The sequence below is a fragment of the Salicola sp. AFF1 genome, from assembly GCF_056783195.1.
Window position 1 is genome coordinate 129723 of sequence record NZ_JBXAYL010000007.1, and the last position, 25091, is coordinate 154813.

A 25091-nucleotide genomic window follows, 5' to 3' on the forward strand; every position below is an offset into this window, starting at 1 on the left:
GGGTTCAGGTCGCTGTTTTCAAGTGTCAGTTTGGGGAGCGCTCGCGGATCGCGTGCGCCTGTTCAGCCGCATTACCGGTGTAGCGTGTCGGGGTCAGGCTGCGCAGCTGCTCCCGGGCAGCCTCGGGAATAGCCAGACCGTCAATGAACTCATGGATGACCTCCGGCGTCATGGCCTTACCACGGGTGAGCTCCTTGAGCTTCTCGTAGGGGTTTTCGACCTTGTAGCGCCGCATCAGGGTCTGGATCGGTTCGGCCAGGATCTCCCAGGCCTGCTGGAGGTCCTCGTCCAGGCGCTGGGGGTTCACCTCAAGCTTGGCGAGCCCTTTCAGGGTGGCCTGCCAGGCAAGCAGGCTGTGCGCCAGGCCCACACCCAGGTTGCGCATGACCGTGGAATCGGTCAGGTCCCGCTGCCAGCGGGAGATGGGCAGCTTGGCCGCCAGGTGATCAAGGATGGCGTTGGCCAGTCCCAGGTTGCCCTCGGAGTTCTCGAAGTCGATGGGATTAACCTTGTGGGGCATGGTGGAGGAGCCCACTTCACCGGCAACAGTACGCTGCTTGAAGTAACCAAGCGAGATGTAGCCCCAGAGGTCCCGGTCCAGGTCCGTCAACGCCGTATTGAACCGGCTGAGGGCGTTGAAGAGCTCAGCCACGCAGTCATGGGGCTCGATCTGGGTGGTGTAGGGGTTCCAGCTCAGGCCCAGGTCTTCCACGAAACGCCGGCTCACGGCTTCCCAGTCCACTTCAGGGTAGGCGCACAGGTGGGCGTTGTAGTTGCCTACGGCACCGTTCATCTTGCCCATGAGCTCGGTGCTGCGCAGCTGCTCGCGCTGGCGGGCCAAGCGGTAGGCGCTGTTGGCCAGTTCCTTGCCAACGGTGGTGGGCGAGGCGGTCTGGCCATGGGTTCGTGCCAGCATGGGCTGTTCGGCCAGATCCTGTGCCATGCCCTGAAGGTGTTCCAGCAGCTCATCCATGGCCGGCAGCATCTGCGTGTCCATGGCCTCGCGCAGCATCAGGGCATGGGAGAGGTTGTTGATGTCCTCGGACGTGCAGCCAAAGTGGACAAATTCGGAAACGTCCGTCAGCTCGGGCAGGGTGTCACGAACCGAGGCAATGCGTTCCTTGATGAAGTATTCCACGGCTTTCACGTCATGGTTGGTCGTGCGCTCCGTGGCCTTGATGGTTTCAGCATCGGCCAGGCTGAAATCGGAGACTACCCCGTCCAGGAAGCGTGTTGCAGCTTGGGAGAAAGCGGGAACTTCCGGGATATCCGGCTGCGCGGCCAGGTGCTGGAGCCACCGGATCTCCACGGTGACACGGGCGCGGATGAGTCCGTACTCGCTGACAATGTCCCGAAGCGGCGCCACTTTGCTGCCATAACGACCGTCGACGGGTGAAATCGCCGTCAGGGCGTTCAGATCCATGGGGATGAGCCTCTCGTGCAATGGGTAAAGGCGTATTATACACGAGCGGTGCGGGTGGAGGCAGGCGCTCAGCCCAGGTCGTGCAGGATGCCGTCGGCAATGGCGACATAACGCTTACGGCGGACAATCAACTGCCAGCGCCGCCCGCCGAGTTGGCGCCACAGCACGGCGGAGCGGATTCCGGCCAGAAGGCAGGCACGGATTCGGGCGGCATTTTCTTCAATTTCAAGGTATTGGCGGTTACCGTTAACGTTGATTTTGACCCGGAAGGTGCTCAGTGTGTCCTGGTAGATGCTGGCCAGGTTGCGCAGCACATTCGGGTGGGTGGCACCAAAGTGCTCAACGCTTCGCTGCGCCTGTTCGATGCGCTCACCAATGGTGTCCATCATGTCCTTCTGCTTGTTCAGGCGGGCTTCAAGCTGGACCAGGCTCAGGCTGTAGCGCAGGATCTGGGCGTCCTGGCCGGCGGGCTGTTCACCCATGCACCGGCTGAGTGTCTTCAGGCCCTCGCGCAGACCGTAAAGGTCGCCGTAGACGTCGAGGGTGTTGCCGGGGTCCGTCTGGAACAGCGACTGGATGGTGGTTTCCAGCGGATCCTGAAGGCACTGGCCTTTGGTGGCGGTCTGGTGCACAAGGCTGGAGGCCTGGAAAATGCCGGCCAGCGCCAGGGTCTGATCACGGAGACTGGCGCTCACGCGGACTGCCCCTGAACCGGAATGGACTCTCCGGGGGAACCGGCTTCATCCATGAAGGTGCGCTCAATAACCCCGCCTCCGAGGCAGACATCGCCCTGATAGAAGACGACGGACTGGCCGGGGGTTACCGCCCGCTGGGGTTCATCGAACAGGACACGGTACCCATCACCGGTCGCTTCCAGGGTGCAGCTCTGGTCCGGCTGGCGATAGCGGTTCTTGGCGACGCACCGCAACGGCAATTCCGGCTCACCGGTAACCCAGTCGATGTGCCAGGTGTACAGCCCCTGGCGGTAGAGCAGGGGGTGCTGGCCGCCCTGAACAGCAATCAGTACATTGCGCTCCAGGTTCTTGTCCGCCACGTACCAGGGGTCGGTGCTGTAACCGGAAAGCCCTCCGATGCCAAGGCCCTGGCGCTGGCCAATGGTGTGGTACATCAGGCCCTGATGGCGCCCGATCACATCACCATCCGGAGTTTCAATATTGCCTGGTTGTGCCGGCAGATAGGTTTTCAGGAAGTCGCTGAAACGGCGTTCGCCGATGAAGCAGATGCCGGTACTGTCTTTCTTGTCATGGGTAACCAGACCGGCGTCCTCCGCAATGCGACGGACCTCGCTCTTGTCCATGTCCCCAAGCGGAAAGAGGGTGCGGGCCAGCCGTTCACCGGCCACCGCATGCAGGAAATAGCTCTGGTCCTTGTTGGCATCAAGCCCCCGCAGGAGCTGGGCCTGGCTGCCGTCGCCGATGATCCGCCGGCGTGCGTAGTGGCCGGTGGCGATGTAATCGGCCCCGAGTGTTACCGCATGATCCAGAAAAGCCCGGAACTTGATCTCCTTGTTGCACAGGATGTCCGGGTTGGGCGTACGGCCCGCGCTGTATTCAGCCAGGAAGTGCTCGAACACGCGGTCCCAGTACTCGCCGGAAAAGCTGACGGTGTACAGTGGCATGCCGATACGTCCGGCAACCGCCTGGGCATCCGCCAGGTCTTCCATGATGGTGCAGTGTTCCGTTCCGTCCGCTTCGTCCCAGTTTTTCATGAACAGCCCTTCCACGTGGTAGCCCTGCTGCTTGAGCAGCAGGGCAGCCACCGAGGAGTCAACACCGCCGGACATGCCGACGATGACGTGGGGTGCGGTCTCGTTGCCGGTATTCTGCGTTTCAGTCATAGGGCGCCCATTGTAGGGGATTGGCGCGGGCGCGTCACTGTGGCGGAATTTCCCGGATCAGATCCAGTGGGAACCGGCGACCGTTGAGATAGTCATGGATGCAGGTGGTGACCAGTGGGCTGCGCAGCTGGTCCTGTTGCGCCCGCAGCTCATCCGCTGTGAGCCAGTGCGCGGCGATGATGCCGTCATCCAGGGAATGGGTTTCCCGCGGGCCGGCCTCGCCAATGAAGGCGTAGCGGTGATAGGTGATCCCGTTGTGGGGGGAGCGGAACACGTAAAGGCCGAGAAAACCTGTGAGGTTTACCGGGTAGCCGGTTTCCTCAAGCGCTTCGCGCCGTGCTGCATCGAAGATGGACTCATCTTCCTCAATGTGGCCCGCAGGCTGGTTGATGACCACGGCCCCGTCGCTGTGCTCTTCCACTACAAGGAAACGGTCGCCGTCCGGCACCACAACGGCAACGGTGGCATTGGGCTTCCATTGCATCGCGCAATCTCCGGTCTGACACTTCGGGGACAGACTCTAGGGTTTTGGGCGACGAAAGGGAAGTGTTGCCACCGCCCGCCATTGCGGATACCGGCCCCGGAGCACCTGTACCCCGGGGCGGTTCGGGGTTGGCCCCGATCAGGCCGTTTCCTGTCGCGAGCGGTCATGCTGGGAGTCGTCGCTGCCAGTGGTTTCGTGTTGCGAATTCTGGCTTTCCTGGCTCTCTTTCCGTCGTGGTGGTGTTTCGTGGGGGATGATGTTGACAGCATGGATGCCCTTGGCGCTGGGCTGCTTCTCGAACTCCACGCGCTGTCCCGCCTTCAGGGTCTTGTAGCCTTCCATCTGAATGGAGGAGAAGTGGACGAACAGGTCTTCGCTTTCCCCTTCCTCGATGATGAAGCCATAGCCCTTGGCGTTGTTGAACCACTTGACCTTGCCCTGATGCATTGCCTCCTCCTTGCTTTCAGAGATTCCCTGACTGCCGACTGCCCGGTTGGCGTCAGGAGCCGGTTTGTGGAATGGCTCCTGGTCACAGCGGGTGTTTGGATGTAACGCTTTGTAAATTCGCTACAAAAACTCTTGACCAAAAAACCACCAGAGTCAAGGGGCGCAGGCTGGTTTTGAGGACTGATCGGTGGTCATGCGAGCGGGTGTCGCGTGGGATGAACGTGATAAAATCAGGACAGATGATGAGAGAGCATGGGTTGTAATCCGTACATGGCGACACATTATGATTGAAGACAGGTTCGTAAAGATGGATCAGGCTCTACTAGTATGGAATCAGGACGGTGGCGAGGAAGATCCGGGCCAGGACGACGGCACGGCCGTTGAAACGGAGAAACCGGAGGTTAAGCGCCCCTCCTTGTACAAGGTGGTGCTGATGAACGATGACTACACGCCGATGGATTTCGTCGTGGAGGTTCTGATGACTTTCTTCGCCATGCCGGAGGAAAAGGCGACACAGATCATGCTGGCAGTGCATACGCAGGGCAAAGCGGTCTGTGGCGTCTATACTCGGGATATAGCGGAAACGAAAGCGGCCCAGGTGAATCAATATGCTTCCGAGCACGATCATCCGCTGCTGTGTGAGATTGAACGAGCTGACTGATATCGGGGTGGCCCATGCTCAGTAAAGACCTCGAACTGACCCTCAACGAGGCATTCCGTAACGCGCGTGACAAGCGTCATGAATTCATGACCGTGGAGCACCTGCTGCTGGCACTGCTCGACAATGAATCCGCCGTGCGGGTGCTCAAAGCCTGCGGGGCCGACCTGCCGCGACTGCGCGAGGAGCTCAACGACTTCGTGGATTCCACGACGCCGCTGATCCCCTCCAATGACAGTGAGCGCGAGACCCAGCCAACACTCGGGTTCCAGCGTGTGCTGCAGCGGGCCGTGTTTCATGTGCAGTCTTCCGGCAAGAAGGAGGTGACCGGTGCGAATGTGCTGGTAGCCATCTTCAGCGAACAGGAGAGCCAGGCGGTGTTCGTGCTCAAGAAACAGAACATCGCGCGCATTGACGTGGTCAATTTCATCTCCCATGGCATTTCCAAGGTGTCTGGGCCGGACGAGAAAGAGAGCGGTTCGGAGTCGGATTCAATGCAGCAGGACGAAAGCGCGGAAGAGGGCACCAGTTCCAACCCGCTGGAAGCTTACGCCCAGAACCTGAACGAACGCGCGAGCCAGGGCCATATTGATCCGTTGATTGGCCGTGAGCATGAAGTTGAACGGACCGTTCAGACGCTTGTGCGCCGGCGCAAGAACAATCCGCTGCTGGTTGGCGAGGCCGGTGTGGGCAAGACTGCCATTGCCGAGGGCCTGGCCAAGAAGATCGTGGACGGCGACGTGCCCGAGGTGATCCGCAACGCCGAGGTGTTCTCACTGGATCTGGGCGCGCTTCTGGCCGGCACCAAGTACCGGGGGGATTTCGAGAAGCGCCTCAAGGCGTTGCTTGCGGAACTCAAGAAGCGTGAACACGCGATCCTGTTCATTGATGAGATCCACACCATCATCGGGGCCGGCTCGGCTTCGGGGGGCGTAATGGATGCGTCGAACCTGCTCAAGCCCATGCTTGGCTCCGGAGAGATGCGCTGCATCGGTTCCACGACCTTCTCCGAGTTCCGTGGCATCTTTGAGAAGGACAGTGCGCTCGCCCGGCGCTTCCAGAAGATTGATGTGAACGAGCCGAGTGTTGAGGACAGCTATCGGATCCTCAAGGGCCTCAAGAGCCACTTTGAGAAGCATCACGAGCTCAAGTACACGGACAAGGCGCTGCGCAGTGCCGCGGAGTTGGCAGGGCGCTATATTACCGACCGCCATCTGCCGGACAAGGCCATTGATGTCATTGATGAAGCAGGCGCGCGTCAGCAGCTTCTGCCGGTTTCGAAACGCCGCAAGGTCATCAATGAGACCGTGATTGAGGATATCGTCGCCTCGATTGCGCGCATTCCGCCGAAGAACGTCTCCAGTTCGGACAAGGATGTGTTGCGCAACATCGAGCGCGACCTGAAGATGACGGTCTTTGGCCAGGACGAGGCGATCGAATCCCTGTCCACGGCCATCAAGCTGGCGCGTGCCGGCCTGAAGGCCCCGGAGAAGCCCGAGGGCGCCTTCATGTTTGCCGGCCCCACTGGTGTGGGCAAGACCGAAGTCACGCGTCAGATGGCCAACCTGCTGGGCATTGAGCTGGTGCGCTTTGACATGTCCGAGTACATGGAGCGTCATACGGTCTCACGCCTGATCGGGGCGCCGCCTGGCTATGTGGGCTACGACCAGGGGGGGCTGCTCACCGAGAACGTGAACAAGCATCCGCACTGCGTTTTGCTGCTCGATGAGATCGAGAAGGCGCACCCGGAAGTGTTCAATCTGTTGCTGCAGGTGATGGACCACGGGACGCTGACGGACAATAACGGCCGCAAGGCGGATTTCCGCCACGTGATTCTGGTGATGACCACGAACGCGGGCGCCGAGGTGCTCACCAAGCGTTCCATTGGCTTTGCCAATCAGGATCACAGCAGCGATGGCATGGAGATCATCAACAAGACCTTCACGCCTGAGTTCCGGAACCGCCTGGATGGCATCATTCAGTTCCGCTCGCTGAGCCCGGAAATCATTTCGCACGTGGTGGACAAGTTCCTGACGGAGCTCCAGGCCCAGCTCGACGAGAAGCAGGTTGTACTGCACGTGGACGACGAGGCCAAGCTCTGGCTGGCGCAGCACGGCTATGATGAGAATATGGGGGCTCGCCCCATGGGGCGCCTGATCCAGGACAAGATCAAGAAGGGACTGGCAGAGGAAATCCTGTTCGGGCGCCTCTCGAATGGCGGCGGCGAGGTTTCCATCCATGTGAAGGATGACGACCTGGCGTTCGAGTTCGAGACGGAAGAGCCGACCGAGGCCGTTGAGTGACAACGGGTCCGTAATGGAAAACCCCGGTATCCGATGGATGCCGGGGTTTTTTCATGTTAGGCCATCGAGCGCATCAAGCGTTTGCCCGGAGCAGGTCGCGCTTTAACGGTAGCGATAGGTGATCCGGCCCTTACTCAGGTCGTAGGGCGTGAGCTCGACCTTGACCTTGTCGCCGGTCAGGATGCGGATGTAGTTCTTGCGCATCTTGCCGGAGATGTGGGCCGTGACGGTATGCCCATTCTCCAGCTCTACTCGGAACATGGTGTTGGGAAGGGTGTCGACAATGACGCCTTCCATTTCAACGGCATCGGACTTTGCCATTCAGTTGCTACTCCGTACTTTGATGAAATGCTGGTATGCGCCCGGCCGATATTAACAACCAATGCGTACGCCGGGGCAGAGGGGCGCAATTCTGCCTTAAATTGCGTTCATTGCCAAATCAGGTCTGTGAATGATGCAGTATGCCGTCGCTGGTGACCAGCTCGGTCCAGCGCCCGCTGATCAGCTGCTCCAGCGGACGGAATCGGGTCTTGTAATTCATCTTGCGGCACTGGCGGATCCAATAGCCGAGGTAGAGGTGCGGCAAGCCGCGCCTGTGGGCCTCCTGGATCTGCCACAGGATGGCGAAAGTGCCCAGGCTGCGCTTCTCCTCGCCAGGTTCAAAGAACGTATAGATGGCCGAAAAACCGGTATCCAGCACGTCCACCACCGCCACCGCGATCAGCCGCCCTTCACGTCGCATTTCGAGGAAGAAGCCGTCGATACTGCCCTCGATCAGGAAGGAGGTGAACTGTTCCCGGCTTGGCGGATACATATCGCCGTCGTGATGGCGCTCAACGATGTAGCGTTCGTAGAGGTCATAGATTTCCTCGTCAAAGCGCACCGGCGTCTGGATCAGCGTGAGGTCCCGGTTATCACGCCGGACGCGGCGCTGGGAACGGTCGGGCTGGAAGCGGGCCACTGGTATGCGCACGGGAATGCAGGCATTGCAGCCCCGGCAGTGGGGGCGATAATAATGGGAGCCGCTGCGCCGGAATCCCAGCTCCGTGAGTTGCGTGTAGAGGTTGCGGTCGACCTCGGCTCTGGGGTCAACGAACATGGTCGTTGCCTGACGGTCGGTCAGGTAGCTGCAGGGGTGTTCAGGGGTTGCAAAGAAAATCAGGGTCTTGAGACTGCTCATGCATTGGACTCCTGGCCCCAGAACCAGTCCATCCGCCAGTCGTGGCCGGCGGGTTGATCCACATTCTCCCTGAGTATAGTCAAAAAGCGCCGACGTGAAATCCGTTCCGCGCCCAGACTCATCAGGTGATCGTTCTCAACCTGGCAGTCCATCAGTGCATAGCCCCAGCGTTCAAGCTGGCGGGCAACGTGGACGAACACCACCTTGGAGGCATCACGTTCCCGGCTGAACATGGATTCCCCGAAGAAGCAGCGGCCGATGGCGATGCCGTAGAGCCCCCCGACAAGTTCGCCGTCCACGTTCCACGCCTCGAAGGAATGGGCATGGCCCAGGTCATGGAGGTGGCAGTAGGCGGTTTCCATGTCGCTCGTTATCCAGGTACCTTCCTCGCGCAGGGCGCCACAGTCACGGATGACGTCGTCAAAGGCGCAGTCCACCGTGATGCGCAGGCTCCCCTGGTTCAGTCGGCGACGCAGGCTGCGGGCGATGTGCACGCGGGAAGGGAAAAGGACGCAGCGCGGGTTGGGGGACCACCAGAGGATCGGCTGGTCGTCTGAGAACCAGGGGAAGATCCCCTGGCTGTAGGCCTGGATAAGGCGCTCCGGGTGCAGGTCGCCGCCGATAGCCAGAAGCCCGTCCGGTTCATCCAGGGCGGTTTCAGGATCCGGGAACCAGTGCGACCTTGTGTCCAGCCAGGGGAGCGCGGACATGGGGGCGGATCAGGCGAGGCCGTCCAGGTATTTCTCGGCGTCCAGCGCTGCCATGCAGCCAAAGCCGGCCGAGGTTACCGCCTGACGGTAAACATGGTCAGCCACATCGCCGGCGGCGAAGACGCCGGGGACGCTGGTCTCGGTTGCCATGCCCTCCAGGCCGCTGCGGATGCGGATATAGCCGCCGCTCATGTCCAGCTGACCTTCGAAGAGGTCGGTGTTGGGCTTGTGCCCAATGGCAATGAAGACACCGGCGACATCCAGGTCCTGTGTTTCACCGGAGTGCTTGTTCTTGAGGCGTGCGCCGGTAACGCCAGTGGCATCACCCAGTACTTCGTCCAGGGTGTGATCCCAGATGACGCTGATATTGTCCCGTGAGAAGAGCTTGTCCTGCAGGATCTTTTCCGCGCGCAGCTGGTCGCGGCGGTGGACCAGGGTGACGTTGTTGGCGATGTTGGAGAGGTAGAGCGCCTCCTCCACAGCGGTATTGCCGCCACCAACCACGGCGACGTCCTGGTTGCGGTAGAAGAAACCGTCGCAGGTGGCGCAGGCACTTACACCCTGGCCCATGAACGTTTCCTCGGACTCCAGGCCCAGGTACATGGCGCTGGCGCCCGTTGCGATGATCAGCGCGTCACAGGTGTAGTTGCCCGAATCGCCGGTCAGGGTAAACGGGCGCTGGCTGAGGTCGGCGCCATTGATGTGGTCGTAGATCAGCTGGGTGTTGAAGCGCTCGGCGTGTGTCTTCATGCGCTCCATCAGGTCCGGGCCCTGGAGTCCATCCACATCACCAGGCCAGTTTTCCACGTCGGTAGTCGTGGTGAGCTGGCCGCCCACTTCAATGCCGGTGATCAGTGTGGGGTCAAGGTTGGCGCGCGAGGCGTAGACGGCGGCGGTGTAGCCCGCCGGGCCGGAGCCGAGAATGATCAGGCGATGATGGTTGCTGTCGCTCATGCTGTTCCTCTATCGGGAAAACGGTGTCAATCAATGGTGGTCATGGTAACGCCGGGGCAGGGGGCGGCGCTACACAATCACGGGCACGTCACGCAGGATCTGTTGTGAGAGCATTTCCTGGCGGTTGTGGTGGTCATCCACGAGCCGGTGCTCAACCACGTTGGGGAGCACGGCCTGGACGTCGTCCGGGAGGACGTGGCCACGGCCCTCCAGCAGTGCCCAGGCGCGGGCGGCCCGCAGCAGGCCCAGGCCCGCCCTTGGCGACAGGCCATAAAGGACGCCCGGAATGTCCCGGCTGTAAGCCAATAGGCGCTGGACGTAATCAAGAAGGGCGTCGGAAACACGGATCTGGGGCAGCAGGCTCTGCATGCGCTGGAGCGAGTCCGGTGACAGCAGGGAGGCCAGCTCGGAAGTCATGTGGCGACGGTCCTGGCCCAGAAGCAGCTCGCGTTCGGCGCGTTCGTCCGGATACCCCAGCGTCAGTCGCATCAGGAAGCGGTCCAGCTGGCTCTCCGGAAGCGGGAATGTGCCGCGCTGGTCGAGCGGGTTCTGGGTGGCAATGACAAAGAAGGGCTCGGGCAGCGCCCGGGTTTCCCCTTCAATGGAAACCTGCCGTTCTTCCATGGCCTCGAGAAGGGCACTCTGGGTTCGGGGTGAGGCGCGGTTGATCTCGTCCGCGAGAATGACCTGAGCGAAGATCGGGCCGGGGTGAAAAACCAGGTCGCCTGCTTCCTTGTCGTACATGGAGAAGCCGAGAAGGTCCGCTGGCATCAGGTCGCTGGTGAACTGAACCCGGTTGTAGCTGAGTCCAAGGGTTGCCGAGAGTGCATGGGAAAGGGTCGTCTTGCCCATCCCCGGAATGTCCTCGATCAGCAGGTGCCCCTGGGCCAGTACGCAGCACAGGGCCAGCCGCACCTGGTTCTGCTTGCCCAGAAGAACGCGGTTGAGCTGGTCGGCGGTTTGCTGGAGCAGGTCGGCGGTGCGCATCAGTCCCTCACGCGATGGGTCAGTTGGTCGTAGGCATCCACACGGCGATCCCGCAGGTAAGGCCAGATACGGCGCAGGGCATCAGTGCGATCAGGGTCGAGAGTTGCCAGAATGATCTCATCGCCTTCGGCATCGGCGCGCGCCAGCCATTCGCCCTGCCCGCCGCAGATGAAGCTGTTGCCCCAGAACTGAATACCCTCGCCGGAGCCATCCGGAGCCGCCTCGAATCCATGCCGGTTGGGGGCGATCAGAGGCAGGTTATTGGCAATGGCATGGCCACGCTGGACGGTTATCCAGGCATCCAGCTGGCGTTCCTGTTCTCCCGTCTCATCCGCCGGATCCCAGCCGATTGCTGTGGGATAGATCAGCACTTCGGCGCCTGCCAGTGCCATCAGACGGGCGGCTTCCGGGTACCATTGATCCCAGCACACCATGACGCCCAGCCGGCCCAGTGAGGTGCGGATGGGCCGGAAGGCATCGGGACAGGCGTCCCCCGGGGTGAAATAGAACTTTTCGTAAAAGCCGGGATCGTCCGGGATGTGCATCTTGCGGTAACGACCCGCCAGACTGCCGTCGCGGTCCAGTACCACGGCGGTATTGTGGTGGACGCCCACCATGCGCTTCTCAAACACCGAACCCACAATCACTACACCCAGCTCGGCGGCCAGTTCGCCCAGAAACCGGGTGGTTGGACCGGGGATGGACTCGGCGTGGTCGAAGACGTCCGTGGCCTCCTCCTGACAGAAGTAGGGGCCGGTATGGAGCTCCTGAAGGACGACCAGGTCCGCTCCGCGCTGAGCGGCATCCTCGATCAGGTGCGCGGAATGTGCCAGGTTGGCCTCGCGGTCCGGGCCACAGCTTTGCTGAACGGCGGCGGCGGTGAATGCGCGTTGATTACCCATGGGGCCTGGCTCCTGGTGGCAGCTGCATGGTCAGGCAATGGAGGCTTCCGCCCTGATGGAGCAGGGGGCGGCACAGGATGCCTTGAACCCGGCGTTCGGGGAAACAGTCTGCCAGGATTCGGCATGCTTCATCGTCCTGGGGGACGTCATAACATGGCACGAGCACGGCATGATTGGTGATCAGGAAGTTCGCGTATGTGGCCGGCAGTCGCTCGCCCGCCTGGTCGTGGACCGGATCCGGCCAGGGAAGGGCGGTGAGCTGGTAGGGGTGGCCACCGGCGTCCCTGAGTTGCGACAGCTCCCGGGCCATTGCCTGGAGCTCCGTGTAGTGCGTGTCATCAGGCTGCTCACAGCCCTGATAGACAATATGATCAGCTGCCGTAAACCGGGCCAGGGTATCAATGTGGCCATCGGTATCATCGCCCTGAAGATGGCCGTGGTCCAGCCAGTGGATGCGCTCCGCGCCCAGCCGCTGGCGGAACCATTGCGCCAATCGCTCGTCGGTGGGCTGAGGGTTGCCACGGTTCGGGTTGAGAACGCAGTGACGGTTCACCAGCAGCGTGCCCAGACCGTCCGTTTCAAGCGCGCCGCCCTCGACCACCATTGAGTCGGTTTCCATGGGCAGCTTGCCCAGGGCGCCCCGCGCATGGAGTGTACCGTTGACCGCATTGTCCTGCTCGGCCGGGAACTTGTTGCCCCAGCCATTGAAGGTCGCGTCCAGTAATCGTGTTTCTGTGCCATCGCTGAGGGTCAGGGGGCCAAAGTCCCGGGCCCAGGTATCATTGATGCCAACGAACTGGATGTGGAGTTGACCCTGATCCGTTGGAGAGCAGATCTTTTCCCGTATTTCAGGGGCTTGTTCAGGACTGTTAACGCAGAGAATCAGATCCTGATCGGCCAGGATCGCTCGTGCGATGGCGGCGAAGGCGGGCTCGGCCTGTTCCGCCAGGGCGGCCCAGTCGGAAAGCCGCGGTGGCCATGCCATCAGAACAGCGCCCTGGGCCGCCCATTCGGCGACAAGACGGAAACGGCTCACGGTTCCGGGGACCTCCGGTTATGCACTCTGAGCACGAGACGATATCGGGGTCACTGGACGCTGTCAGGCTCGACAACGCTATCAATAACCCATTCATTCTCGAAGACGACGACAAAATCCGGGTAGTGCCAGCGCGTGATCGGCGGCTCCCCCACTGGGCCCTGGCGGGATTGAGGGTCACCGAAGCGGCTCTGGACGGAGTCCATGTGCTCACCGCGGCGAGGTGTCCGTACCCCTTCTTCCTGCTGGATCTTGAGGCTTAGGGGTTGGGTGGTGCGTTGGGTCTTTTGTTGCTCCTGAGCGCGCGCATTGTCCGCGTCGGAATCAGGGGCGGCCATTGACTCAGCGGCGACCGTGGACGCCACCAGCGGTAGCATTGTGATCGGGGCCAGCCAGCGATAAACCTTCCAAGTTTTGAGTGTGCGCATGATTATGGTTCCGGTCAGACTCGGTAATCCTTGAGTGTTTTTCCCACTATAGCGTACCAGCAGGCTGCGTCGAGTCAGGGCGTCTCCCCGCCGATTTCCCGGCGTTGACGTGCTTGTTGGCGTTCCCGGGCCTGGATCCTGAGCACATGGCGGGCAATCTGCTGGCGTTCGGTATCCTCCATGTTATGGAACCGTAGATGCAAGCGTGTTCCCTCCTCGGTTGTATCCGTAGAGACCACGCGGGCATAGGCGGCTACCTGGCTCAGCTCGGGCATCAGCGTCAGCCGCAACGCCATCAGCGATTCAGCCTCTGGAACCGGTTCCGTGGTGATGAAAGACAGCCCGCCTTCAGAGAGGGTTACGTTAACCCAGTCACTGTCTTGCAACGGATTATGGTGAAAGGTCATAATCCGCGCCATCGTGTCGAGCTTATCGTTCAGGGCACGGGCAAGTTGGGAGAGAACCCGATCGCTTTCCGAAAGCAGGCCGATCTGGTGCCGGATCTCCGCATCGTGCCGGCGTAATTCCTCCTCCAGTGGCAAGGTTTCACCGCCCTCGAAGAGGGTTTCCGGGGGAGCCGTCGGTTCGCCCTCGAGTTGACGGCATTCGAGGCCCACGCGGTCTTCGATGCGATAGAACTGGCGACGCTCGGGATCGTGCTCTTTTGGCATAACGTTTCTCCTGGATCCCATCTTCCTGAGTGTAACAGTGATTCATCACAGTGCAGGTGCGGCCGACCTGCCCCAAGGATTCCGGTAGTCATTTATGTTCAAACCCCTTTCCGTTTTCATCGGCCTTCGTTACACCGCCGCCAAGCGCCGTAACCATTTCATTTCGTTCATTTCGCTGGTGTCCATGCTGGGCCTGATCCTGGGGGTCATGGTGCTGATCACGGTGCTCTCGGTGATGAACGGGTTTGACCGGGAGTTGCGCGAACGGATCCTGGGCATGGTGCCTCACGCGGTGATTCAGAGCACGGAGGGTATGGCGGATTGGCGCGACGTGGCCAGCGTGGTTGAAGCCAACCCTCATGTGACCGGGGTGGCACCGTACTCACAGGCGCAGGGCATGCTGACCGGCAGGGGAGAGGTTCACGGGGCCATGATCAATGGCGTTGATCCGGAACATGAGCCCGACGTATCGATTATCGAGCAGCACATGACCCATGGCAGCCTGTCGGATCTACGGCCCAACGAGTTCGGCATCATTCTTGGCGAGGCGCTGGCAAGGCGTCTGGGCATCCGCCTGGGGGACCGGGTTACCGTGGTGCTGCCTGAAGCGTCGGTTTCTCCTGCCGGGGTGCTGCCCCGGCTCAAGCGTTTCACCCTGGTGGGTACTTTCAGTGTTGGGGCGGAACTGGACAGCCGGTATACGCTGATCCACTACAAGGACGCTGGCAAGCTGCTGCGTCTCGAGGATCGTGCCCAGGGGCTACGGATTCAGGTGGATAAGCTGTTTCAGGCTCCCATGGTGGCCAACCGTATTGCCCGGTCGCTGCCCGGTTCGTATCGCACCATGAACTGGACCCAGACTCACGGCAACCTGTTCCAGGCCATCCAGATGGAAAAGACGATGATTGGGCTGTTGTTGATGTTCATCGTGGCTGTCGCCGCGTTCAACATCGTGTCAGCACTGGTCATGGTCGTAACGGATAAAACCGCGGACATCGCCATTCTCCGGACCATGGGAATGACCCCGCGCGGCATCATGGCCGTGTTCATCATTCAGGGCGGTGTGATTGGCGTGGGAGGTACCCTGATCGGTACCGGCCTGGGCGTGCTGCTGGCGCTCAATATCAGCAGTGTCATCGGATGGATTGAGAGTGTATTGAGCATGCAGTTCCTGAGCGCGGATGTTTATTTCATCAGTTATCTGCCGTCCGAGCTCCAGCTCAATGACGTGTTGATCGTGGGCGGTGCGGGCCTGGCCATGAGCCTGCTTGCCACTATATACCCGGCGTGGCGCGCCTCCCGGGTCCAGCCAGCGGAGGCCCTGCGTTATGAGTGAGACACCGATCATCCAGTGCAGCAACCTGGCCAAGACCTACCAGGAAGGTCGCGATACGCTTCGCGTTTTCTCGGACGTGACCCTGAGCGTGGCTCCGGGGGAGACGCTGGCGATTGTGGGCAGCTCCGGTTCCGGCAAGACGACGCTGCTTAACATGCTTGGTGGCCTGGATCGGCCCAGCGAGGGCGAGGTCTGGATTGACGGGGAGGACATCCATGGCATGCGCGAGCGCGAGCGTTGCCGGTTCCGCAACCGGACCCTTGGGTTTGTGTACCAGTTCCATCATTTGCTGGCGGAATTCAGCGCGCTGGACAATGTCGCTCTGCCAGCGGCCTTGGGCAACTTCAATCCCCGCCAGGCCAGGGCAAAGGCCCAGGACCTGCTGGAGCGGGTTGGTCTTGGTGAAAGGCTGAGGCATAAGCCCTCGGAGCTGTCCGGTGGGGAGCGCCAGCGGGTAGCCATCGCCCGCGCGCTGGTCAATGAGCCACGCTGCGTCCTGATGGATGAGCCCACCGGTAATCTGGACGATGACACGGGCGAACGCATTCAGGCACTGATGCGCGAGCTCAATGAGCAGCTGGACTCAGCCTTCGTGGTGGTAAGCCATGATCCTGAATTGGCCCAGGGGATGGGGCGTGTGATGCGCCTGGATCATGGTGGGCTCAGTGCGGCCCGTTCCTGACGTCGCGTTCTCGTTTGCGCTGTCGCCAGCGTTGCCGCACCCGCCGGCGCCATAACTGCTGGATGACGAGATAGGCACTCAGGGAGAAGATAAGGCCCAGAATCAGCGAGCCCATGTAAAGGGGAATACCGACCTCGATCACGCGAGCGCTGAACCATTCCCAGCTGAACTGGAACCGGTCGGCTTCCTCGGGGCGACCGAGTACCAGAACCCCCATCGCATAGCCGGCATAGAGCATCGGGCCCATGGTCAAGGGATTGCTGATCCAAACAGTGACCAGGGTTAATGGCAGGTTGGCATTGAACCAGATGGCCGTCATCGCGGCCGGAATGCTCTGGAAGGGCATAGGCACCATGCACCAGAAAATCCCGAGCAGAAGCGCCCTGGAGACCGAGTGCCGGTTGATGTGCCACAGGTTGGGCTCATGCAGGATCTCGCCGAGAAAATGCAAGGCACGTATACGGCGAACCTGATCCGGATGAGGGATGAGGCGCTTGAAAAAACGTCTGTCCATGAATGAAGCTTACCTCATCCGAGTGAAAATGCCGTGTGACAGGGAAGGGTGTAATGCGCACAGGGATGCTGGCGCTGATATTGGTGCTTATCTTAATGGAATGGCTGGGGGGGCAGCCACCCTCCAGCCTGAAAGCGGGCTCGGAAGCTGTTGAGATTTCAGGTTATGTCTGTGAGCCCGCACAGGCAACGGGTGGCGGACGGCTGGCCTTTGTTCTCTGCACGGTTGGGAGCGAGGACTCATTGCCCCACCGGATCAGGCTCACGCTGGCTGGGGAGGCCTCTCGCCACCGGATTACTGGGGGGCTGCGGGTGGAGGCCCGCCTGCGAGCGCCGCGTGCACCGCTGAATGCGGGGGGCGGTGGTTATGAACGTTGGCTGTGGCGTGAGCGCATCGGCGCTGTCGCCACCGTCCGGCAGCTTGAGCCGGCCCCGGCGTTATGCGGGGTGGTCTGCCATTACCACAGTGCTCGTATCGCGCTGATCCAGCGCCTGGAAAACCATTTGGCGGGCTTGCGTCACCCAGAACTGGTGGAGGCCCTGCTGCTGGGCAGCAGGGCGGGCTTGCGGACAGAGCACTGGCGCCGGCTTGAGGCCACGGGGACCCAGCATCTGGTGGCCATTTCCGGGCTGCATGTGGGGCTGGTGGCGGCGATTGCCGGGCTGGCCCTGGGGGTGCCCGCTACCCGAATGGCTCACCGCCGCCCCGCGCTGGGGCGTCTGTCCGCGTTGCTGCTGGTGGGGCTTGCGGCCGGCAGCTACGCCCTCCTGGCTGGTTTTACCGTGCCTACCCAGCGGGCGCTGGTCATGGTGGTCGTGGCGGGCTGGATGCTGGCCTCTGGCCGCCAGTGGCGGCTCTGGGACGGTTGGCTCCTGGCGTTGGCGGTGGTTGTGGCACTGGAACCCAGGGCCTTGTGGAGCCCCGGCCTGTGGCTGTCCTTTGGGGCGGTCGCCTGCCTTATACTGGGGCTGGGTGCCCGCTTGCGGGCGCCCGGTGTGGCCCGCGGACTGGTTATGGCTCAGGCTGCTGTCGTGGCCGGCCTGGCTCCGCTGCTGCTTTGGCATGGTATGGCCCCTGCGGGTGTTGCGTTTGCGGTGAACCTGGTCGCCATTCCCTGGGTATCCATGGTTGTAATGCCGGTTCTTCTGGTGGCCGCCCCCTTCGCGTTGTGTCACCCGGTATCCGCCAGCTGGGTTGCTCCAGGAGTGGATCTGGCGATGACCGTTCTATGGTCCTTTCTTGGATGGGCCCAGCTGGGGGCCTTTGAGTTGCCGGTGCCTTCCTTTGGTATTGCGGTGCTGGGCGCCGCGCTGGTGTTGTGTACGCTGCTGCCACTTGGGTGGCCCTATCGTTTGCTGGCGGCGTGCGTTCTGGCTCTGGCCTCCCTGATGCCGCATGACATGGCGGAGCCGGAAGCTGATGGGCCTGAGCTCCGGATACCAGACGGTATGGGCGGGACTGTCGTGCTGATCCGCGACGGCGGGCACACCGTGCTTTTCGATGGACGGCAAGCGGGTTCTTTAACCCGCGAGGTTACCCGTGACCGGATCGGACCATGGCTGGATGCACTGTCCTACGGGCCGATTGACTATCTGATTCTGGGGGACCCCGGGATGGATGTGGCGCGGCATTGGCGTTCTCCGCGGTTGCCGGCGATCCAGAATGTCATTGAGGCGAGCGCATGCGCATCTACCGTCAATCTGCCATTGGATCGTGTGTCGCTGCGTGGCCTGCCCACGCAAGGCCGTTGCAGCCTGCGGCTGACCAGTGGAGCCCGGACGGCATTGCTGACGGGGCCGGTGGACCGCCATGGCGAGCGTCGCCTCCTGCAACAACTGGCGGGCGCCCAGGAAACCGACATCCTGACGGCGCCACGCGCGGGGCGGGGGCGTTCCTCGCAGCTTGGTTTCATTGAGGCGGTGTCGCCGGAGTTTTCGGTGATGGTGCCAGCGGATTGGTATCAGGGGGAGACCGGAGCGCCCGCGCTCCAACGTTACAGGCAAGCGGATACAGCGGTACTGTTCACGCCCCATACAGGGGAGCTTCGCTTACTGCCCGAAAGCTCTGGTTGGCGTATTGAGAGTGCGCGGGATTGTGGCCAGAAGGCGCGCCTGTGCTAGAGTATTGGCGCTTGTTCAACAGCATGGAGAAGGCGTGTGCTCGAGCTTCTGAGGCCTGGCGGATTCATCATGATTCCGCTGTTGATCTGTTCCATACTGGCGCTGGCCATCATTATTGAGCGGTTCTACGCATTGCGTGTCAGCCGTGTGGCCCCAGCGTCGACCACCAACGAACTCTGGCGGCTGATCAAGAAAAAGGAACTGAATTCGCGCCGCCTCAAGGCGATTCAGGAGTCGTCGCCGCTCGGGCGGATCATGGCTGTGGGGCTCAATAATGCCAAGCATGGCCGCGACATCATGAAAGAAAGCATTGAGCATGAGGCGGCCCAGGTGGTCCATGACCTTGAGCGTTTCCTGAATCCGTTGGGGACGATCGCGGTCATAACGCCGCTTCTGGGCCTTCTGGGCACCGTTATTGGCATGATCAAGGTCTTCTCCCAGATCCAGCTGGCGGGTGTGGGCGACCCCGGCGTCCTCGCCGGTGGCATTTCCGAGGCCCTGATCACCACAGCCGCAGGCCTGAGCGTGGCCATTCCGGCCCTGATCTTTCATCGCTTTTTCATCCGCCGTGTGGATGAAATGGTGGTGAACATGGAGCAGGAAGCAATGAAGCTGGTCGAAGTGGTGCACGGGGATCGTGACATCGTGGTTGACGAGGGCAGTGAGTCGTGAAATTCCGGCGTCAGGCGCAACAGGAGGTTTCCGTTAACCTCACGCCGCTGATCGATGTGGTCTTCCTGCTGCTGATCTTTTTCATGGTATCGACCACCTTCACACGTGAGACGGAGCTCCAGATCGACCTTCCCGAAGCCGAGGGCACCGAGGCTCAGGAGCAACCGGAGCGGGTCGAGGTTGAAGTCAGCGCGGATGGGGTCTTCTCGGTCAACGGGGAACGCCTCAATGACGTTGCGCGCCAATCCCTGAAAGAACGGGTGCAGGCGGTGGCCGACGGTAACACCGACCTTCCGTTTATTATCACCGCCGATGCCGACGCTCGCCACGAACTGGTTGTACGTGCCATGGACGTGGCGGGCAGCCTCGGCTTCACCGGCCTGAGTATCAGCACCCAGAGCAGTCCCGACGCCAATGGCGGATGACGCCGGTATCACAGACCTGACCAACTGGCAGGTGTACAGACGACTCCTGCGGTACGCGATTCCGTTCTGGGTGGCCTTTGCCGTGGCCACCCTGGGTAACGCCGTCTATGCTGGAGCCTCCACGGCCATGGCCTGGTCCATGGAATTCGTGATCGAGGCACTGCAGAATCCCACTCCGGAGAATCGCCGTTTCCTGCCATTGCTCATTATCGGTGTGTTCACCATCCGGGGCATCGGGTTCTTCTTCAGCAAGTATTACATGAACTATGTGGGCCGGAATATCGTCAATGTCATGCGGGTTCAGGTGTTCGACCACCTGATGCGCGTACCTTCAAGGTTCTTTGACCAGACGTCCTCCGGCCACCTGGTCTCGAAGATCACCTTCAACATCGAGCAGGTCACGGATGCCGCGACACAGGCCCTGACCATAATCCTGCGGGAGGGGCTGACGGTGGTTGGGCTGCTCGGGTTCATGTTCTATACGAACTGGAAACTGACGTTGCTGTTCCTGGCAGTGGGCCCGCTCATCGGCTGGATCATCAGTTATGTGAGCCGCCGCTTCCGCCGCATCAGCCGCCGCATCCAGTATTCCATGGGCGATGTGACCCATGTTTCCTCGGAAGCCATCACGGGCTATCGGGTAGTGCGTACCTTCGGGGGTGCCGGGCGGGAGTCAGACCGTTTCCGCCGGGTGAGCCGGGATAATCTGCGCCAGAGCCTGAAAATGGCCAAGACCCAGGCCATCAGCACACCGGTGGTCCAGGTGCTGGTCTCGCTGGCAATCGGGTGCCTGATCTGGGTGGCGCTGTCTCCTGAGTTCCAGGGAGCCATGACCACGGGCCAGTTCGTGGCGTTCATTACCGCTGCCTCAACCATGGCCAAGCCGGTCCGTCAGTTGACGTCGGTCCATGCCAAGATCCAGAAGGGCATCGCGGCCTCCCAGAGTATTTTTGAGAGCATTGATTATCCGGCAGAAGCGGATACCGGCACCTGGGATCCGGGACGGGTTGATGGCCGGATCGATTTCGAGAACCTCTGGTTCCATTACCAGGCCCAGAGCGAGTACGTGCTTCAGGGGGTTGATCTGAACGTGGCGCCGGGTGAGACCCTGGCCCTTGTGGGGCGCTCGGGCAGCGGCAAGTCCACCCTGGTGAGCTTGATCCCCCGCTTTTACGAGCTGACCCATGGTGATATCCGGATTGATCATGTGTCGGTCGGCGATTTTACGCTTGAGGCATTGAGGCGCCAGATCGCGCTGGTTACCCAGAATGTGGTGCTGTTCAACGATACCGTTGCCAACAACATCGCCTATGGCGAGATGAGCGGAGCCAGCCGGGAATCCATCCGGGAAGCGGCGCGCAAGGCCCATGCGTTGTCGTTCATTGAGAACCTGCCGGATGGCTTCGACACCATGGTGGGAGATAACGGCGTGTTGCTTTCGGGAGGGCAGCGTCAGCGTCTGGCGATTGCACGGGCCCTGATCAAGGACGCGCCCATCCTGATCCTGGACGAAGCCACATCCGCGCTGGATACGGAATCCGAGCGCCATATCCAGGAAGCGCTGGAGGAGGTCATGGCAGGGCGCACCACACTGGTGATCGCCCATCGGCTTTCCACCATCGAGTCCGCGGACCGCATCGCTGTCATGGACGGTGGGCGCTTGGTGGAAATCGGCAGTCACCAGCAATTGTTGGCACAAGGTGGCGCCTATGCGGCACTGCATCGCCTGCAATTTTCCGAAGACGCCTGAGCACCGGACCGGGGGTATGGGGGAGACACTGCAACGCCTCTGGTATAGCGACAGGCGCCCGCTGGCCTGGCTTAAACCCCTGGCATGGTTGTACGGGCGGCTGGTCAAACAGCGTTGGCAGGCCTACCGGAACGGCCACCGCCACGTCCACCATTCCCCGTTGCCGGTGTTGGTTGTGGGTAACATCACCGTCGGTGGTACCGGCAAGTCCCCCTTTACCGCCTGGCTGGTGGCGCACCTGGCAGCAGCCGGCTGGCGCCCGGTTATTCTCAGTCGGGGCTACGGTGCCAAACCGGAGCACTGTCCCTGCCTCGTCGGTCCGGATTCCGATCCTGAAACCTGTGGCGATGAGCCGGTGATGCTGGCCCAGCAGACCGGCGTTCCTGTGCTTGTAGACCCCGAACGGGCACGGGCAGCGGTTTATGCAGAACAGCAACAGCTGGGGGATGTGCTGGTCTGTGACGACGGCCTCCAGCACTATGCCCTGGGCAGGACGCTGGAGTTCTGTATCTTTGATGGTGCCCGTGGCATTGGCAATGGCACCCTGTTACCGGTCGGGCCGCTGCGGGAACCGCTGCAACGTCTGGACGCCGTGGACTTCTGTCTGGTGACCGGTGAACCGGAGCATGCTTCCTTTCGAGATGGGCTCCCAGGTGCTCATCCCTTGCACAGGGTAACGCTGGTGCCCCAGGGGCTGCGCAATCTCCAAAGTGGTGAGAGCCGGAGCCTGACGTGGCTGCAGGGGCGTGTAGTGAATGGGGTGGCCGGCATAGGGAACCCGGCGCGGTTCTTTGATACGCTGGATGGACTCGGGGCCAGCGTGATTCCCCACCCATTTGACGATCATCACCGTTTTCGCGCGGGCGAACTGGCGTTTTCCCATGGACCGGTCGTGATGACGGCCAAGGATGGCGTAAAATGCCGCGCAATTGCCAGTGAGGACGTCTGGGTTCTGGACGTGATCGCCCGACCGGACGACGCACTGGTTGCCGCACTGGACCAACAGCTTGAACAGCCTGGGAAGGATAGACCCCATGGATAAACGTCAGATCGCATTGCTTGCCTGCCCCGTGTGCCACGGTAAGCTCATTTACGACGCCGAGGCGCAGGAACTCATTTGCCGCAATGACGCCATGGCATTTCCCATCCGCGAGGGCATACCGGTTATGCTGCCCGAGCAGGCCCGCACCCTCACCACTGACGAACGGCTTACGCCGGTACGCTGAACGGAGCCCGCCATGGCCTTTACCGTCGTCATCCCGGCACGCTATGCCTCCAGCCGCCTGCCCGGAAAACCGCTGGCGGACATTGGTGGCCACCCCATGATCCGCCACGTCTGGGATCGAGCGGCAGAGAGCGACGCAGAGCGGGTGATCATCGCAACGGACTCCCAAGAGATTGCGGACGTGGTCCATGGCTTTGGCGGCGAGGCCGTTATGACGCGGGGGGATCATCCCTCGGGCACGGATCGCCTCCAGGAGGTTGCCTCAAGCCTGGCGCTGGACGGCGAAGCCATTATGGTCAATGTTCAGGGTGACGAACCGTTGCTGCCCGCCGGGCTGATCAACCAGGTGGCCGGGTTGCTCGAGGGCGCCCCTGAGGCTGCTATTGCCACGCTCAGCGAACCCATTACCGACCCGGATGAGCTGTTCAACCCGAACACCGTGAAGGTCGTTATGGATGCGCAAGGGCGGGCGCTCTATTTCTCCCGCGCGTCTATTCCCTGGGACCGGGCAACGTTCGAAGGGGTGCGCCGCCCTGAACAGGTGCCGGCATCGGCTGGCTGGTACCGCCATATTGGCCTTTATGCCTACCGGGTCAGCCTGCTGCACCAGTTTGTTGGGTGGCAGCCGGCCCCTCTGGAACAGGCAGAGTCGCTGGAGCAGCTGCGTGCCTTGTGGCACGGCGCCAGGATCCAGGTCGGCATTGCGGAACAGACCCCGCCGGCGGGTGTGGATACAGAAGCGGATCTGGAGCGGGTCCGCGCGTGCCTCGCCGGCCCCCCTCTACATCAGGAGTGACGCACTATGACGCAACCGGTTTCCATTCTGTTTGTGTGTCTCGGCAACATCTGCCGCTCGCCCACGGCTCAGGGCGTGTTTGCGAAGCAACTTGAAGAGCTCGGGCTACAGGACCGTATCCAGCTCGACTCCGCGGGCACCGGGCATTGGCATGTTGGCAAGTCCCCGGATCCGCGGGCCACCGAGGCCGCCCGCCAGCGCGGCATTGATCTTACCCATCAAAGGGCACGCCAGGTGGGGCTGGAGGACTTTTACACGTTTCATTACATTCTGGCGATGGATCACGCTAACCTGACGGATCTGCGTGCCATGGCGCCACCCAACGCGGAAGCGCCGGTGGAACTGCTTCTCAGCTATGCGCGCCACGCGGATACCGAGGAGGTGCCGGATCCCTACTACGGCGGTGAATCCGGCTTCGCCAGGGTTCTGGATCTGATCACGGATGCCAGCGAGGGTCTGCTTGCCGACTTGCGGTCGCGGCACGGCCTATGAACCAGGGGCTGGTTGAACAGGCAGTCGACCTGCAACCACGTAACACCCTCCGGTTGCCCGGCCGCGCCACATGGTATGCCCGCGTTGTGGACCCGGAAGCGTTGCCCGGGCTGCTGGAGTGGGCAGAGGCACAGCAGCTGCCGGTTCAGGTGCTTGGTGGGGGCAGCAACGTGGTGCTGCGCTCGGATATTGAGGGGCTGGTGCTGGGGATGGCCATCCAGGAACGGCACTGGCAGGTACTGGATGAAGACCAGGCAGTGCTCACACTGGGAGCAGGTGAGGACTGGGATGCCGTGGTCCGTTACACGGCCGCCACCGGTTATCGAGGGCTGGAAAACCTGGCGCTGATTCCGGGAACCGTGGGCGCGGCGCCCATCCAGAACATCGGCGCCTATGGCCGGGCGTTGAGCGATGTGTTTGAGAGCCTGGATGCCTGGGATCGGCGGGAGGGATGTTTCCGCACCCTGGGACCGGAAGTCTGTGATTTCGGCTATCGCGACAGTCTGTTCAAGCGGGATCCCGAGCGTTTCATCATTGTTCGCGTGCGTGTGCGTCTTTCCCGAACGGCGGCGTTCCGGCTGGATTACGGTGAGCTGGCGCGGGAAGCTGGCACCTATGAACAACCGCAGCAGGAGCTGACCCCGGATGCTGTTGCTACCCTGGTCAGCCGGATTCGTCGCGCCAAGCTTCCCGATCCAGCGGTGTTGCCTAACGCCGGTAGCTTCTTCAAGAACCCGGTGGTGGACCAGGCAACAGGGGAATCGCTCAGGAGCCACTTTCCCGGGCTCATCGCCTATCCGGATCCGGGAGGGCTGAAGCTGGCGGCCGGGTGGATGATCGAGCAGTGTGGCTGGAAAGGGCACAGGGAGGCCCACGTTGGGGTCCATTCCAAACAGGCATTGGTGCTGATCCATCACGGCAACGGGACGGGGAAGGAACTGCTGGGACTGGCAGAGCGCATCCGCGGCGACGTATGGGCCCGTTTCGGGGTGGCGCTGGAGGTTGAACCCAGGTTGATTGGAAACGGTGGGTGATTGA

General features: G+C 61.6%; 28 protein-coding genes. 13 read left to right on the top strand and 15 right to left on the bottom strand.

Annotated features, from left to right (window positions below):
- Positions 1-25 precede the first annotated feature (25 nt).
- The 5 genes from purB to AC1RQI_RS06705 form a co-directional block, all read right to left on the bottom strand.
- A complete protein-coding gene (purB, locus tag AC1RQI_RS06685) occupies positions 26-1423 on the bottom strand; it encodes an adenylosuccinate lyase (protein ID WP_481904131.1) in 1398 nt (465 codons plus the stop codon).
- Between the two features lie 68 nt (positions 1424-1491).
- A complete protein-coding gene (hflD, locus tag AC1RQI_RS06690) occupies positions 1492-2118 on the bottom strand; it encodes a high frequency lysogenization protein HflD (protein ID WP_416634405.1) in 627 nt (208 codons plus the stop codon).
- Positions 2115-3281 (bottom strand): tRNA 2-thiouridine(34) synthase MnmA, encoded by a 1167-nt coding sequence (gene mnmA, locus AC1RQI_RS06695; protein ID WP_481904132.1) that lies wholly within the window; start codon positions 3279-3281, stop codon positions 2115-2117. Before mnmA ends, hflD begins: the two co-directional genes overlap by 4 nt.
- 34 nt (positions 3282-3315) lie before the next feature.
- Positions 3316-3765 carry an NUDIX hydrolase gene (locus AC1RQI_RS06700; protein WP_416634407.1) on the bottom strand — a complete coding sequence of 150 codons (450 nt, stop codon included), beginning with the start codon at positions 3763-3765 and terminating at the stop codon, positions 3316-3318.
- Positions 3766-3903: 138 nt separating this feature from the next.
- Positions 3904-4212: a cold shock domain-containing protein gene (locus AC1RQI_RS06705; protein WP_481904133.1), complete on the bottom strand. Its 309-nt coding sequence runs from the start codon at positions 4210-4212 to the stop codon at positions 3904-3906.
- Positions 4213-4519: 307 nt separating this feature from the next.
- Between AC1RQI_RS06705 and clpS the strand changes: the two genes are divergently transcribed.
- Both clpS and clpA read left to right on the top strand, forming a co-directional pair.
- The gene (gene clpS, locus AC1RQI_RS06710; protein ID WP_416635588.1) at positions 4520-4873 is read left to right on the top strand and encodes an ATP-dependent Clp protease adapter ClpS; all 354 of its coding nucleotides are present in this window, start codon (positions 4520-4522) and stop codon (positions 4871-4873) included.
- Positions 4874-4887: 14 nt separating this feature from the next.
- The gene (gene clpA / locus AC1RQI_RS06715; protein WP_416634409.1) at positions 4888-7173 is read left to right on the top strand and encodes an ATP-dependent Clp protease ATP-binding subunit ClpA; all 2286 of its coding nucleotides are present in this window, start codon (positions 4888-4890) and stop codon (positions 7171-7173) included.
- Positions 7174-7275: 102 nt separating this feature from the next.
- Here clpA and infA read toward each other — a convergent pair whose 3' ends face one another.
- From infA to AC1RQI_RS06760, 9 genes are all read right to left on the bottom strand, one after another.
- A complete protein-coding gene (infA, locus tag AC1RQI_RS06720) occupies positions 7276-7494 on the bottom strand; it encodes a translation initiation factor IF-1 (protein ID WP_077531475.1) in 219 nt (72 codons plus the stop codon).
- Positions 7495-7612: 118 nt separating this feature from the next.
- A complete protein-coding gene (locus AC1RQI_RS06725) occupies positions 7613-8353 on the bottom strand; it encodes an arginyltransferase (RefSeq protein ID WP_481904134.1) in 741 nt (246 codons plus the stop codon).
- Complete coding sequence (gene aat / locus AC1RQI_RS06730; protein WP_481904135.1) at positions 8350-9063, bottom strand: leucyl/phenylalanyl-tRNA--protein transferase; 714 nt, start codon at positions 9061-9063, stop codon at positions 8350-8352. The genes AC1RQI_RS06725 and aat overlap by 4 nt, the downstream gene beginning before the upstream one ends.
- Positions 9064-9072: 9 nt before the next feature.
- Positions 9073-10017 carry a thioredoxin-disulfide reductase gene (trxB, locus tag AC1RQI_RS06735; RefSeq protein ID WP_416634412.1) on the bottom strand — a complete coding sequence of 315 codons (945 nt, stop codon included), beginning with the start codon at positions 10015-10017 and terminating at the stop codon, positions 9073-9075.
- A gap of 69 nt (positions 10018-10086) precedes the next feature.
- The gene (locus AC1RQI_RS06740; protein WP_416634414.1) at positions 10087-11004 is read right to left on the bottom strand and encodes an AAA family ATPase; all 918 of its coding nucleotides are present in this window, start codon (positions 11002-11004) and stop codon (positions 10087-10089) included.
- A complete protein-coding gene (locus AC1RQI_RS06745; protein WP_481904136.1) occupies positions 11004-11906 on the bottom strand; it encodes a carbon-nitrogen hydrolase in 903 nt (300 codons plus the stop codon). The genes AC1RQI_RS06740 and AC1RQI_RS06745 overlap by 1 nt, the downstream gene beginning before the upstream one ends.
- Positions 11899-12942 carry an agmatine deiminase family protein gene (locus AC1RQI_RS06750; RefSeq protein WP_481904137.1) on the bottom strand — a complete coding sequence of 348 codons (1044 nt, stop codon included), beginning with the start codon at positions 12940-12942 and terminating at the stop codon, positions 11899-11901. The genes AC1RQI_RS06745 and AC1RQI_RS06750 overlap by 8 nt, the downstream gene beginning before the upstream one ends.
- Before the next feature lie 50 nt (positions 12943-12992).
- Positions 12993-13370, bottom strand: coding sequence for a hypothetical protein (locus tag AC1RQI_RS06755; RefSeq protein WP_481904138.1), 378 nt, complete (start codon positions 13368-13370; stop codon positions 12993-12995).
- Positions 13371-13444: 74 nt separating this feature from the next.
- Positions 13445-14041, bottom strand: a complete 597-nt coding sequence (locus AC1RQI_RS06760; protein WP_416634418.1) for a PilZ domain-containing protein — start codon at positions 14039-14041, stop codon at positions 13445-13447.
- 94 nt (positions 14042-14135) lie between these two features.
- On the opposite strand from AC1RQI_RS06760, the gene AC1RQI_RS06765 reads away from it, so the two are divergent.
- Complete coding sequence (locus AC1RQI_RS06765; protein ID WP_481904139.1) at positions 14136-15377, top strand: lipoprotein-releasing ABC transporter permease subunit; 1242 nt, start codon at positions 14136-14138, stop codon at positions 15375-15377.
- On the top strand, positions 15370-16059 hold the full coding sequence (locus tag AC1RQI_RS06770; protein ID WP_481904140.1) for an ABC transporter ATP-binding protein: 690 nt from the start codon (positions 15370-15372) through the stop codon (positions 16057-16059). The genes AC1RQI_RS06765 and AC1RQI_RS06770 overlap by 8 nt, the downstream gene beginning before the upstream one ends.
- Here AC1RQI_RS06770 and AC1RQI_RS06775 read toward each other — a convergent pair.
- Complete coding sequence (locus AC1RQI_RS06775; protein ID WP_481904141.1) at positions 16040-16573, bottom strand: DUF2062 domain-containing protein; 534 nt, start codon at positions 16571-16573, stop codon at positions 16040-16042. The genes AC1RQI_RS06770 and AC1RQI_RS06775 overlap by 20 nt on opposite strands.
- 53 nt (positions 16574-16626) lie before the next feature.
- On the opposite strand from AC1RQI_RS06775, the gene AC1RQI_RS06780 reads away from it, so the two are divergent.
- From AC1RQI_RS06780 to murB, 9 genes are read left to right on the top strand one after another with little or no spacing between them, the layout of a single operon-like run.
- Positions 16627-18693, top strand: coding sequence for a ComEC/Rec2 family competence protein (locus AC1RQI_RS06780; protein WP_481904142.1), 2067 nt, complete (start codon positions 16627-16629; stop codon positions 18691-18693).
- A 36-nt stretch (positions 18694-18729) separates the two neighbouring features.
- The gene (locus tag AC1RQI_RS06785; protein ID WP_416634423.1) at positions 18730-19365 is read left to right on the top strand and encodes a MotA/TolQ/ExbB proton channel family protein; all 636 of its coding nucleotides are present in this window, start codon (positions 18730-18732) and stop codon (positions 19363-19365) included.
- Complete coding sequence (locus AC1RQI_RS06790) at positions 19362-19790, top strand: ExbD/TolR family protein (RefSeq protein ID WP_481904143.1); 429 nt, start codon at positions 19362-19364, stop codon at positions 19788-19790. The genes AC1RQI_RS06785 and AC1RQI_RS06790 overlap by 4 nt, the downstream gene beginning before the upstream one ends.
- Positions 19780-21540 carry a lipid A export permease/ATP-binding protein MsbA gene (msbA, locus tag AC1RQI_RS06795; protein WP_416634425.1) on the top strand — a complete coding sequence of 587 codons (1761 nt, stop codon included), beginning with the start codon at positions 19780-19782 and terminating at the stop codon, positions 21538-21540. Before AC1RQI_RS06790 ends, msbA begins: the two co-directional genes overlap by 11 nt.
- Positions 21500-22582, top strand: coding sequence for a tetraacyldisaccharide 4'-kinase (lpxK, locus tag AC1RQI_RS06800; protein ID WP_481904144.1), 1083 nt, complete (start codon positions 21500-21502; stop codon positions 22580-22582). Before msbA ends, lpxK begins: the two co-directional genes overlap by 41 nt.
- Positions 22575-22766: a Trm112 family protein gene (locus tag AC1RQI_RS06805; protein ID WP_416634427.1), complete on the top strand. Its 192-nt coding sequence runs from the start codon at positions 22575-22577 to the stop codon at positions 22764-22766. The genes lpxK and AC1RQI_RS06805 overlap by 8 nt, the downstream gene beginning before the upstream one ends.
- Before the next feature lie 12 nt (positions 22767-22778).
- A complete protein-coding gene (kdsB, locus tag AC1RQI_RS06810; protein ID WP_416634428.1) occupies positions 22779-23561 on the top strand; it encodes a 3-deoxy-manno-octulosonate cytidylyltransferase in 783 nt (260 codons plus the stop codon).
- Positions 23562-23567: 6 nt separating this feature from the next.
- On the top strand, positions 23568-24053 hold the full coding sequence (locus AC1RQI_RS06815) for a low molecular weight protein-tyrosine-phosphatase (protein ID WP_416634429.1): 486 nt from the start codon (positions 23568-23570) through the stop codon (positions 24051-24053).
- Positions 24050-25087, top strand: a complete 1038-nt coding sequence (gene murB, locus AC1RQI_RS06820) for a UDP-N-acetylmuramate dehydrogenase (RefSeq protein WP_481904145.1) — start codon at positions 24050-24052, stop codon at positions 25085-25087. The genes AC1RQI_RS06815 and murB overlap by 4 nt, the downstream gene beginning before the upstream one ends.
- Positions 25088-25091 lie beyond the last annotated feature (4 nt).